Annotated in this window: 10 protein-coding genes and 1 tRNA gene; 4 read left to right on the forward strand and 7 right to left on the reverse strand. The window is 67.2% G+C overall.

Features of this window, described 5'->3' with window-relative positions; genetic code table 11:
- Positions 1 to 60: 60 nt before the first annotated feature.
- From Q1V87_RS06480 to Q1V87_RS06490, 3 genes are all read left to right on the forward strand, one after another.
- Positions 61 to 134: transfer RNA gene (locus tag Q1V87_RS06480), tRNA-Pro, on the forward strand.
- A gap of 691 nt (positions 135 to 825) precedes the next feature.
- Positions 826 to 1560 carry an NYN domain-containing protein gene (locus tag Q1V87_RS06485; protein ID WP_300591359.1) on the forward strand — a complete coding sequence of 245 codons (735 nt, stop codon included), beginning with the start codon at positions 826 to 828 and terminating at the stop codon, positions 1558 to 1560.
- Positions 1561 to 1659: 99 nt separating this feature from the next.
- On the forward strand, positions 1660 to 4047 hold the full coding sequence (locus tag Q1V87_RS06490; protein WP_300591360.1) for a DEAD/DEAH box helicase: 2388 nt from the start codon (positions 1660 to 1662) through the stop codon (positions 4045 to 4047).
- A gap of 7 nt (positions 4048 to 4054) precedes the next feature.
- Here the strand turns inward: Q1V87_RS06490 and Q1V87_RS06495 are convergent, their stop codons facing one another.
- From Q1V87_RS06495 to Q1V87_RS06525, 7 genes are all read right to left on the reverse strand, one after another.
- Positions 4055 to 4321 carry a helix-turn-helix domain-containing protein gene (locus Q1V87_RS06495; protein WP_300591362.1) on the reverse strand — a complete coding sequence of 89 codons (267 nt, stop codon included), beginning with the start codon at positions 4319 to 4321 and terminating at the stop codon, positions 4055 to 4057.
- A 299-nt stretch (positions 4322 to 4620) separates the two neighbouring features.
- Positions 4621 to 5187 carry a LysM domain-containing protein gene (locus Q1V87_RS06500; protein ID WP_300591363.1) on the reverse strand — a complete coding sequence of 189 codons (567 nt, stop codon included), beginning with the start codon at positions 5185 to 5187 and terminating at the stop codon, positions 4621 to 4623.
- A 41-nt stretch (positions 5188 to 5228) separates the two neighbouring features.
- Complete coding sequence (locus tag Q1V87_RS06505) at positions 5229 to 5888, reverse strand: response regulator transcription factor (RefSeq protein ID WP_300591364.1); 660 nt, start codon at positions 5886 to 5888, stop codon at positions 5229 to 5231.
- Positions 5885 to 7120, reverse strand: a complete 1236-nt coding sequence (locus tag Q1V87_RS06510; RefSeq protein ID WP_300591365.1) for a histidine kinase — start codon at positions 7118 to 7120, stop codon at positions 5885 to 5887. The genes Q1V87_RS06505 and Q1V87_RS06510 overlap by 4 nt, the downstream gene beginning before the upstream one ends.
- Before the next feature lie 65 nt (positions 7121 to 7185).
- Complete coding sequence (locus Q1V87_RS06515; RefSeq protein ID WP_300591366.1) at positions 7186 to 8412, reverse strand: serine hydrolase; 1227 nt, start codon at positions 8410 to 8412, stop codon at positions 7186 to 7188.
- 11 nt (positions 8413 to 8423) lie between these two features.
- Positions 8424 to 9248: a hypothetical protein gene (locus Q1V87_RS06520; RefSeq protein WP_300591367.1), complete on the reverse strand. Its 825-nt coding sequence runs from the start codon at positions 9246 to 9248 to the stop codon at positions 8424 to 8426.
- Positions 9248 to 9979, reverse strand: a complete 732-nt coding sequence (locus tag Q1V87_RS06525; protein ID WP_300591368.1) for an ATP-binding cassette domain-containing protein — start codon at positions 9977 to 9979, stop codon at positions 9248 to 9250. The genes Q1V87_RS06520 and Q1V87_RS06525 overlap by 1 nt, the downstream gene beginning before the upstream one ends.
- Positions 9980 to 10244: 265 nt before the next feature.
- On the opposite strand from Q1V87_RS06525, the gene Q1V87_RS06530 reads away from it, so the two are divergent.
- Positions 10245 to 11156, forward strand: a complete 912-nt coding sequence (locus Q1V87_RS06530; protein ID WP_300591369.1) for a L,D-transpeptidase — start codon at positions 10245 to 10247, stop codon at positions 11154 to 11156.
- Positions 11157 to 11372 lie beyond the last annotated feature (216 nt).

The raw sequence follows: 11372 nt of genomic DNA on the forward strand, positions 1-11372 counted from the left end.
CGGTTCGGGCACCGGTTCGTCGCAGCCCGCGGCATCAGGTAGACTTGCAGGGTTGCAAAACGGGGTGTGGCGCAGCTTGGTAGCGCGCTTCGTTCGGGACGAAGAGGCCGCAGGTTCAAATCCTGTCACCCCGACGGATACACGACGAAGTCTCTCATCGGACGTCAGAAAATGCCTGATGAGGATCTTCTTCTTGCAACCTTGACTCTTGTGTTGAGGGTGAAGGGCTTGTCGCCATCTCGGCAACAGTTCGGAGAGAAATACCTGGCTACGCCGTGAATCCAGGGTTCGTCTTGTTTTCTTTCCCGTCAGGTACCTTGTGGGAAGTCAACCAGGCGGATCGTCGTCGGGTTACCCTGAGGTGCTTTCTGTCCAGGCGAGCAACAGCGCCTGCGCGAGAAGCTTCGCGTCGGGTTCGGGGCGGACGAGACTTCGGAGGCGGATCTCGTCTCGGCCGCGTCTGCCGCGCGTCGGCCCGCGCCGCGGGGACACGGGAGGCGCCGTTCGCCTGTCGTGATCGACGGCTTCCTGCGCGTCGAGGAACTCCTGGAAGGCGACGCTCGCTCGCCTCGGCAGGTCTCGATCGCGTGTGACGATTCGGCGGCGGTGTTCGGCCACGGCGCTCCTGCGCAGCGGCTTCGATGGGAGATAGAACGCGTGGAGTAGCCATTGCTTCGTCGGGGTCAGACGGGATAGCGCGGGCCCTCCTGTCGCCCAGTCGGAGCACAGAAGCAGGCGTCTTTCCCAGTAGGTGTCGTCATCGAGGTGTGGCATGTCGCACCGGTTCGCGTCTCGACGTCAGTGGTCGCTTCTATGCTCGTCCGTATGAGGGTCGGCGTCTACATCGACGGGTACAACCTGTACTACGGTGCGCGCGGGCTCTGCGGGCGGTCGACGCCGGGATGGCGCTGGCTGGATCTGCGAGGCATGATCGAGAGTGTGATCGCCACCCGTTCGCACTGGGGAGAGGTGACGATCGAGAACGTCACCTACTGCACGGCCCGGATCAGCGGTGCGAGCAACCCCGAGGGGCAGCGGGAGCAGGACGTGTACCTGCGGGCTCTGGCGCACACGGGCTCGGCGACGAGGATCAGCTTCGGAACGTACGTCGCGCGCGTGTCGACGGCGCCGCTGGCCGTCAAAGGACGCAACAGCAAACCTGTTCTCGTCGAACCGGACTGGCCGATCATGATTCAGGACCACAGCGGCCAGGACGTCCCGGGCGCGACGTTCATGGCCTCCGTCGCCCGGCGCGAGGAGAAGGGCAGCGACGTGAACGTCGCCTCCCATCTGCTGATCGACGTGCTCACCCGTAGGGTGGATGCGGCCGTCGTCATCAGCAATGACAGCGACCTCGCCTACCCGATCGGCGTCGCGCGCGAGCACGTTCCCGTCGGCCTGATCAACCCGACGAAAGGGGTCCGCGCGGGCAAGCTCGCAGGGACGCCGACCGAAGGCGCAGGCAACCACTGGTGGTACCGTCTTGAGCCCGATGACCTCTACGCGCATCAGCTCCCGAACGTGATCTCGTCCCGGATCACGAAGCCCGCACCATGGTGACGAGTGCTAACATGGGGTCATACCACCCGGCGCCTCTGGCGCCGGGTCTTTTCTTTGCGCATCACCGACGGTCCGGGGGCGCGCGGTAGCCTGGGAGCCGTGCGCCGTCCGGAGACCACCGCTGAGATCGATGCCCTGCGGACACGGATCGCGAGACTGGAGCGGGACCTTGCAGAAGCCCGCGAACAGCTGAGGGAGCTTCAGCGAGAGGAGCCGGTCGGCGCGCGCCCTCGCTCCGATCTGCTTCCTACCGTCACGGCGGCCTCGTCGAGCGCCGAGAAGCTCGCCTTGTTCCGAGCGCGCTTCACCGGCAGGAACGACGTCTACGCAACGCGCTGGACCAGCGCGCGCACGGGGAAGTCCGGCTGGAGCCCTGCCGTGCGCGGCGGCTTCTACACCGGCTCCGAGACCGCTGCTGACTACCTGCCACTCGATGAGCGCACGATCGAACGGCATCTGCGGGGCGCGGCTGCTCCTGGGGAGCGCGAGTTCCATATCGGTCTCTACCCGATGCTCGAAGGCGACCAGTGCAGGCTTCTCGTCTGCGATTTCGACGACGCAGAGTGGCGGCACGATGCCGCGGCCTTCGTCGCAGAGTGCGAGCAGGTTGGGATCCACGCGCTCACCGAGGTCTCCCGTTCCGGCGAAGGCGCGCATGTCTGGATCTTCTTCGAGGACGTGCTCCCCGCCATGACGGCTCGCGCAGCCGGGATGCGGCTCCTGCGCGCTGCGATGACCCGCAGGCCGGCGATGGACTTCCGCAGCTACGACCGCTTCTTTCCCTCGCAGGACACGCTGCCCGAACGATCCTCAGGGCGGGCGCGCCTGGGCAACCTCATCGCGTTGCCCTTGCAAGGCGACTGCCGCCGACGCGGGACGACCGTGTTCGTCGACCCCGACACATGGCGTCCGCACGAGGACCAATTCGCGGCACTCGCGTCGACGACGCCCGTCTCCGCAGAACGAATCAGGGAACTTGGAGCGACGAGCCACGCAGAGGCGCGCGTGGGGCCCGCCGAGTCGTTGGGCGCCAGGCCACGGCGAGCGAGCATCCGAGCGGCCGCGCGCGGAACCGCGCATAGGTCGCTGAAGCTTCGCCGCGATGCTCTGCTGCACGTCCCGACGGCACACCTTCCGGGCATCGTGATCACCGAGCTCAAGCACATGGCATCGGTGCCCAACCCCGAGTTCTATCGCAAGCAAGCACAGCGGTTCAGCACCTTCGGGACGCCACGCCTGGTCACCAGCTTCGAGCACGACGAGCACGAGCTGCGGCTACCACGGGGGCTTACCGACGAAACCGTGGCGCTCCTCGCGGATGCGGGATTTCAGGCAGCGATCGAGGCAACAGCGACGGCACAGACACGTCTGGAGCTGACATTCACGGGGCAGCTGCGAGAGAAGCAACAGGAAGCCGTCGACGCGCTCCTCGCACATGACACCGGAGTGCTCGTTGCACCGCCCGGGGCGGGCAAGACGGTCATGGCCTGCGCGCTCATCGCCGAGCGCGCCAGGCCGACGGCGATCCTCGTGAACCGGGCCGAACTGCTCACACAGTGGCGTGAGCGTCTTCAGCAGTTCCTCGGCCTCACCGACAAGCAGATCGGACAGCTGGGAGCCGGGCGTCGGAAGCGGCGAGGTGTCGTGGACCTGATCATGATGCAGTCCGTCTCGCACCGGAACGCCGACCCTGCGGTGCTGGAAGAGTACGGGCAGATCATCGTCGACGAGTGCCATGCCGTCGCCGCTCCCGCGACCGAGGCCGCCCTGCGCAATGTCAGCGAACGCTACTGGGTCGGGCTGACAGCGACCCCCTACCGTGCCGATCAGATGAACGGCCTGATCACGATGCAGTGCGGGCCGGTGCGGCACGTGCTCGACTCTCAGGAGCGAGCGGAGCGCAAGCTGATCGTCCACGAGACGACCTTCCGCACGGACGAGCCCGGGACAGACGGGCCGTCTATCCAAGCGATCTACTCGGAGCTCGCCGCCGATCCCGAACGCAACGCGATGATCGCCCGGCACATCAATGAGGCGGTCGCCCAGGGGCGGACGTGCCTCGTCCTGACGAACAGGCTCGAGCATCTCGACGCGCTCGCAGATGCATTGAAGGGATGCGCGGCGCCAGTGGTCGGGCTCCATGGGCGCCTCCCCACCGCGGAACGCCGGAGCATTAGAGCGTCTCTCAACGAGATGGAAGCACGGCAGCAGCCATACGTGCTCCTCGCCATCGACAAGGTCGCCGGCGAAGGGCTCGATCTCCCGGCGCTCAACACGCTGTTCCTAGGAGTTCCGGTCTCCTTCAAGGGGCGAGTGATCCAGCAGATCGGACGCATCACCCGCGGGCATGATGCCAGTCACCTCCCCGCCACCGTTCATGACTACCGCGACATGTACGTACCGCTTCTGGAGCGCATGTACTCGCGACGACGGCGCATCATGGCGAAGGAGGGCTTCGTGACGGCGGGGCCCTCCGAAGAGGAGTAGGTGCCGTTCATCGACGAGGACGCAGTACCCGTCTGATCGTGGATTCGCTCACTCCGTACATCTCCATCAGCTCGCGTCGGGTCGCCCCGCTGGCGAACAGACGCCGAGCCTCGGCCTTCTGCTCCTCGCTCAGGGCTGCGCGCTTCGACTTGGCGGTGAGGTCGAACCCGGCGCGCCGGAGCGTGTCGCGGACGGTGTTGCGGCGCACGTTGTACCGATTGGCAAGCTCATACGTGGATGCTCCGACCTCATAGTCATCGATGATGAGCCTCATGACCGATCGATGCAGTGCGTTTTGCTGGGGGATTGGCCGGTCATCCGCTTCCCGCGTCGAGCCTCGCGCAGTGGCCAGGAGTTCGGCCAGTTCCGCGGTTCTCCGCCCTTGTTGGCAGTAGTTTCGCAGCATTCCCGCGAGCGGATTCAGGTGGGCCCACGCCGCCGGAGGCTCCGCGCGCCGCGTAGCGGCGTGTGGAGTGGCGGTGGGGCGCATCCCGACCGACGCGTGCTGCCGGAGGCTCCGCGTCCCGCGAAGCGGCGTGTGGTGTGGCTGCCGGGTCGCCCTCCGTGCGGCGCTCAGGGTGCCGGAGGTGCGTAGGCGTCGTCAGGTGACCACGTCACAGTGGGGTCGGGGCGGAGCACCAGGATGTCGCCCGGCTGGATCGTCTTTCCTGGAGGCATGCGGTGGTTGTAGACCCCGACGGTGATGTAGTCGATGCAGAAGCGCTCGCCGATAGCGGCTAGTGCGTCGCCGGGCTGCACCGTGTAGGTCTCGATCCGCCCGTGTTCGTCGTAGCCCACCGGGCCGGCTGCGTACCCTGACGCTCCCATGTCGGTCAGCTCTCCGAGGAGCTTCCCAGGCCCCTCCCGGTCGATGGCGATCATCGCGTTGGTTGCGCAGTCTCCGGGGCCAATCGCAGAGAACGTGTGGCCATCGATCGTCTGGAGGTCCGGTCCGCTGGGCGGTGAGGGCGTCGTCGTTTCCGTGAGGGGAGCGGCGCCTGCGGTCGCTGCATCCGTCTCATCCGGGGATGCTGAGAGAAGCCCCGACGATGCTGAGCACCCCGTAATGATGCTGATGCCGAGACCGACACTGGCGATACCGGCGACGGCTCGAAGAGCGATCCTGGTGACGCGGCTCATGCGCTTCACCCTACGCTCGAGGGCGCGGAACATTCGCCCGCTCAGCGGACCTCGACCACGCCAGCTCGGATGCCCCACAGCACAGCCTGCAGGCGGTCGCGAGCCCCCGTCTTCTGAAGGAGGCCCGCGAGGTGATACTTCACGGTCGTCGGTTCAACGTAGAGGCGGTCAGCGATTTCGGCGTTGGAGAGTCCTTCGGCAAGCAGCAGTAAGACGTCAAGCTCTCGGTCGGTGAGCGGCGTGTCGGGCTCTCGCGACGGATCGGCGTCCGGGCGTCGGCGCTCTGCGAACTCGTGCAGAATCCGACGGGTGAGGCGCTGGTCGAGGGTTCCACCGCCGGCCGCGACGGATCGGACGGCGGCGAGCAGGGTCGGTTCATCGGCGCCCTTGAGGAGGAAGCCCGCAGCGCCGGCCTCGAGCGCGGCGAAGACATCCGCGTCCACGTCGAAGGTCGTGAGCATGAGTACCTCCGTTGCCAGCGTTGGGTCATCGACGATCGCGCGGGTCGCGGCGATTCCGTCTGTGCCAGGCATCCGGATGTCCATACAGACGACGTCGGGCCGCAACTCGCGCGCACGAGCCAAGGCGTCGGCGCCGTCGACGGCTTCTCCGACCACCTCGATGTCGTCTTCAAGGCCGAGGATCACCGCCAGACCGGCGCGGACGACGGCCTGGTCGTCGGCGATCAGAACACGGATCACGGTGCCTCCCGTGGGTCGAGGGGAAGGACGAGTTCGTTTCGCCATCCACCGGTGCTCGTCGGGCCGGTGTGCAGTCGGGCTCCGACCAGCTGCGCGCGCTCCGCCATGCCGGAGAGCCCATAGCCGGCCCGCTTTGCGTGGACGGATTGTCGCGCTGAGTCTGCGCCGGCCGGCGCCTGATTCGAGACTGTCAGCGTCACGGCATCCTGACCGAAATCGACATGGACGGTAGAGGCGGCGCCGGGCGCGTGACGAGCGGCATTGGCGAGTGACTCCTGAACCATACGGTAGGCGGTGGACTCGGCGAGCGGCCCGAGCGGATGTGGCGTTCCGGTGATATTCGCGCTCACGCTCTGGCCTCGCGCTCGCGCTGCGTTGACCAGTGCGGTGATTCCCGCGATGTTGGGAACAGGGCGGGGGTCGCCCGAGGCATCGTCGTCGCTGCGGAGTAACCCGACCGTTCGGCGAAGGTCAGCGAGCGCGAGTCGAGCATCTTCCTGAACACTCTGCATCATCTCGCGCGCTCGATCCGGGTCGCTGCGGGTGAGAGCTGTCGCCGCCTGGGCGCTCACGATGATCCCCGACAGATGGTGACCGGCGATGTCGTGGAGTTCGCGAGCGAGTGCAGTGCGCTCGGCGCGCACTTCGCGCTCGGCGCGTTCGATGCGTTCCTGCTCGAGCATCCTCGCCCGGTCCTCGAGCGCGCGCGCCAAGCGCTCGCGTCCGCGCATGTACTCGGCCACCGCGGCGGGCGCCACGTAGAGCACGGCAATCCGCGCCAATGCCGTGACCACGATGACGAGCCATGGTTCGCGTGACGCGACCAGCATCGCAGCGCCGCCGGCGAGAGTTGTGACAACGACGCCGGTGCTCAGCGCGGTGGCTTGCGCAGTACGAGCGCAGTGCCGCGCGACGGTGTAGGCCCCGAAGACGACCGCCAGGGATCCGATACCGAGCTCTCCCGCGGTGGTCGCCAGGATGACAGCGTCGAGGGTGACCACGGCTCCGAACGCGACGAGGGGCATTCGGTGGCGCAGGAGCAGAGCGAGGGCCTGGAGCGCGACGAGCCCGGCGTATGCCAGTGGTGAAGCGCCGCCCGGGAGAGATTCCGGTATGTCGGCGGCCCAGAGGTCGATCCCGATGAAGCCGACCGCGCCGGCAAACACGAGTATCGGCGGGAGCGCGGCGCGCGCGTTCGCCAGGAACGTCGAGGAGCGCGCCGCGGGAGACATGGTGCGAGTCAACCACGCCGGGTGCCGCTCTCGGGGAGCAGCACCCGGCGTGATGGTATCGGAACTCAGCTCGCGCACAGCGTGGCATCCAGGGCGTCGACCACGATCCGGTACTGCTCGAGCAGCGCTTCGTGATCGTCAGGCGAGACGACCGCCCACGGCAGCGCAGTTACGGCGATCGTCACAGCCGCGCCATCGGGGCCGACGGCGTTGCGGGTCTGCGTTCCTGGGATATCGCCGCCGTGACCCCACGCGAGTCCGCCACAGCTGAGGTGCCAGCTCTGCAGGCCGAGCCCGTAGGCGCCATCGGGCCACAGTTCGTCACCGGCCGGAACCGTCGTCTGCATCAGCGCGAGAGCCGTGTCGCTGAGCAGCTCCCCGCCGACGAGCGCCGACATGAACGTGTTGAGCTCGCGTGGCGTGGAGACCATGGCCCCGGCTGCCCACGCGAACGAGGTGTCCATCTCCGAGATGTCCCGCAGGTCGCCGGGAGTCTGGGCGTGATAGCCGACCGGATGCTCACCGCGCAGCATCCATTCCCCCGGGGAGGGGAAATAGGTGTGCTCGAGGCCGAGCGGAGCCGCGATGCGCTCGTCGATCTGTTGGGCCAGAGCACGGTCGGTGACCGCTTCGATCAGCAGGCCCAGCACGAGATAGTTGGTGTTGCTGTACTCCCATCTCGCGCCGGGCTCGAATACCGCTGGGCGAGTAAGGGCGATCTCGAGCATGTCGCGGGGAGAGATGTATCGCTTCTGCGCGGCGAAGGCGTCCGCGGCGATCTGATCCGCATACTCCGGCAAGCCGCTCGTGTGCTGCAGCAGCTGGCGCACGGTGATGCGCGCGCCGTCGATCCCGTCACCAGCGATGAGCCCCGGCAGGTAGGTGTCGATCGGCGCGTCCAGGTCAATTCGGCCTTCATCGACCAGCTGCAGCACGATCGTGGCGACGAACATCTTCGTGTTGCTGGCGATGCGCACTTCGCCGTCGACCGGTGGAGGCGTCCCGGTAGCGAGGTCTGCCATCCCGACCGCGGCATCGTAGGTTTCGCCATCGGGTTGCGTGATCGAGGCCAGTGCGGCCGGGTATCCAGCATCCACCAAGGACTGCATTCTGGTTTCCAGAGCGGCGGATGCCGCGTCGACCGCCTCCGCCGGCACAGCTGTCGCGCGAACCAGGGCGCCAGCGGCGACCATGGACGCGACCAGGACTGCTGCAGCGGAGACCGCGATCGTTGTGCGCAGTCTGCGTCCTTTACCGGACGAGGACTCACGAGGTGTGGTGTTCATCATCATCTCCCGTGTCCTCAGATGTCACGCCGCGAGAGCGCGACGGACGCCGCGGCCAGGAGGGTGGTCGTCAGAGCGATTAGCGCACCGATCGCTACGAGCAGTGGCACGTCGGGCGAGCCGCCATGGATGACGTTCTGCGCCAGAGCGACGGGGAGGTACTGCGTCCATAGGGGTGTCACGCCACCGCCGATCAGCTCCATCATGGAGGCGAGGATCGGTTCGAACAGCAGCGCGGCCAGCACCGTGATGACACCCGCGAGTTGTGTGCGGACCAGGATGCCGACTGCTAGACCGATCACGGTCAAGAGCATTATCGCTAGGACGCCGCGGCCGATAGAAGCGAGGATGTCGCCAGCGCCGATCGTCAGCGGGTTTCCGGTCACCATCAGGGTTGCCAGCAGCATGGTGAAGCTCGCCAGTCCCATGAGGATGCCGATACCGACGCCGCCTAATCCGACGGCGGCCGCCTTCCCGATGACGAGCCGTCCACGCCGGGGTGACGCCAGGACCGCACCCACGATGCCGCCGTAACGGTCATCGCTCGCACCGGCGAGGACTCCCAACAACACGACAGCGATCAGCGCAATCCCGATCGAACCGCCGCCAATCGAGGCGCCGAGCGGATTGATCGTGTCGAGCTGCGCCGCCGCGGTCGCGAGGTCCAGGCCTGGGAAGTCTGACCCCAGCGCCTCGGCGCCCGGACCGATATCACCGCGGGCGAGCGCGGGGAGGACGGTGACGAAGATCAGCTGTGTCACCACGAGTCCGACGAGTGCGATCGTGGCGCTCATCTTGGTCGCGGTCGTCGTGACGAGACTCAAGAGCTCTGCCCGGAACATCAGCGCACCCCCGTCGTTCCCGTGACACTGGGGTAGAAGCCCTCAAGGTCGTTGCCAGATGCGGCGACGGCTTCCTGCACGGAGAGGTCGGCGACAACGCGGCCGTCGGCGATCACGACGATGTCATCGGCGATGTCTTGGACATCCCCGAGAAGGTGGGAGGAGAGCAGCACACTGCCCCCGGCGTCGGCGAACGCACGCAGTCGGTCGCGAAGCCACCGCATGCCCGCGGGGTCGAGCCCGTTCGAGGGTTCATCCAGCACGAGTAGCCGGGGCCGAGCCAGCAGCGCCGCGGCAATCGCGATGCGTTGCTTCATGCCCAGGGAGTAGCCCCCGGCACGCCGGTCGGCGTCGGCTGTCATGCCGACCTCGGCGAGGACGGCATCCACGCGCTCGGCCTCGACGGCGGCGCGCGCTGCGGCGATGCGCAGGTGTTGGCGCCCTGTGCGAGCAGGATGCAACCCGCCGGCGTCGAGGACTGCCCCGACCGTCTGTGCCGGCCGTTCCATCTCCCGGTAGGGCTGGCCGAAGATGAGCCCCTTGCCCGAGTCGGGGGCGGCGAGCCCCAGGAGTAGACGGATTGTCGTGGTCTTGCCAGCACCGTTCGGGCCGAGAAGTCCGACAACGCGTCCAGGGCTGGTTGTGAAGGTCGCGCCCTCGAGGCGAGGCCGACCGCGGAAGGTCTTCCGGAGGTTCTGCGCGAAGAGCGGCGGTGAGGTTGGTTTTGTCATGACCCTAGCCTCGCGACGGGGGAGTTCGCACGCCCCAGCCCGAGGGCCAGTCGCCCCTGACCGAATGGCCAGTTTCGGCGCGCGGATGCCGCGACGCCGCGCTACTGCCTCGTGGCCAGCTCGCTTCCGGAGATGCCGTCATGTTCGACGCGCGGCGGCGACGGCGGTGCGGTGATCAATGCCGGCGTGATGCGCGGAGTCGACTCCAACCACGGAAGAAGCGTCGACGCTTGCGGACCTTATCGTCGGCGCTGACGATGGATGCATGGCCACGACGCGCGCGCTCGACCGACGGAACGCGGGATGGGTAGCGCTCGCCGTCGCTGGGGTGCTCGTGGCCGCGGCGCTCGTCTTCATATTGATTGTCGCGTCCGGGCTGGGCGAACCGCTCGCGGCAGCGCCGAGCCCCACACCCACGGCGACCGTCGAGCCGTCGCCAACGCCGACACCGACTCAGTTCGGGCCCGCCGCGGACACGACCGCCTACGACCTTGCCGGACTCCCCGAGATCACCGTCTTCGCCGTCGTCCCAGAGCTACCCGTCGACGACGATCCGTTCGGAGTGCTGACCGACGTCGCCGCTCGCGCGACGGGCACCGCGGCCCCTGTTTTCGCCGAGCCCGGTGGCGCTCCGGTGGCCTCCCTCCCGCGTGACTCGTACTACGACGGCACCGTGGTGCCGGTGATCGAGCAGTACGACGCATGGGTGAAGGTCATGCTCGTGGGCCGTCAGGCCTATCCATCCGGGGGAAACTCCGGGCAACTCACCGGATGGCTCCGGACGCAGGACGTCGAGTTGACGGCGCAAGAGGCCGTGATCGAGGTTTCTCTCAGCGACCGCACCATCGACATCGTTCGGGGCGAGGACCGCCAGCGCGTCGCCGCCGACTTCGGGTCCGGCGTGGAGGCGACCCCGACGCCCCTCGGTCGTTCGTTCATCATGACGGTGCGCACCGAGCCGAGCTTCGCGTACACGAGGGGGAATCCGATCACCTACCTCTCGGTGCAGAGTCCCACGCTTGACGGGTTCGACGGCGGCGATGTCGCCGTCACCGCCTTCCACTATCACGACACGCGTTCTGGCCAGGTGTCGAACGGATGCCTGCGCGTCGACGAAGCGGCAGCCCACGCGCTCGCCGCACTTCCGCTCGGAACTCCGGTGATGATCCGCGAATGACACTCGCACGGATGCCGCGGCTCAGCTGTTTAGATCAGCGAGCCCACGCCCGCTCGTCGGATAGTTGCCACTGGCACTAAGCCTCGATCCACCGATGAAGGTGGGTGACGGTCGGGCGTCGTGACATGGAAATGCCCCTCGGATCAGGGAAAATAGAGCTTGTCTAAGGTTCTAAGTCCCAGAAACGAGAGGCATCTCGTAGATGCAATTCAAGCA

The organism is Microbacterium sp. (assembly GCF_030149085.1).
Classification (GTDB): domain Bacteria; phylum Actinomycetota; class Actinomycetes; order Actinomycetales; family Microbacteriaceae; genus Microbacterium.

Bases quoted from the DNA above. Each gene is read 5' to 3' on its own strand.
- Q1V87_RS06485 (WP_300591359.1), top strand. From the start codon at position 826: ATGAGGGTCGGCGTCTACATCGACGGGTACAACCTGTACTACGGTGCG.
- Q1V87_RS06500 (WP_300591363.1), bottom strand. From the start codon at position 5,187: ATGAGCCGCGTCACCAGGATCGCTCTTCGAGCCGTCGCCGGTATCGCC.
- Q1V87_RS06525 (WP_300591368.1), bottom strand. From the start codon at position 9,979: ATGACAAAACCAACCTCACCGCCGCTCTTCGCGCAGAACCTCCGGAAG.
- Q1V87_RS06520 (WP_300591367.1), bottom strand. From the start codon at position 9,248: ATGTTCCGGGCAGAGCTCTTGAGTCTCGTCACGACGACCGCGACCAAG.
- Q1V87_RS06530 (WP_300591369.1), top strand. From the start codon at position 10,245: ATGGCCACGACGCGCGCGCTCGACCGACGGAACGCGGGATGGGTAGCG.
- Q1V87_RS06510 (WP_300591365.1), bottom strand. From the start codon at position 7,120: ATGTCTCCCGCGGCGCGCTCCTCGACGTTCCTGGCGAACGCGCGCGCC.
- Q1V87_RS06495 (WP_300591362.1), bottom strand. From the start codon at position 4,321: ATGAGGCTCATCATCGATGACTATGAGGTCGGAGCATCCACGTATGAG.
- Q1V87_RS06515 (WP_300591366.1), bottom strand. From the start codon at position 8,412: ATGATGATGAACACCACACCTCGTGAGTCCTCGTCCGGTAAAGGACGC.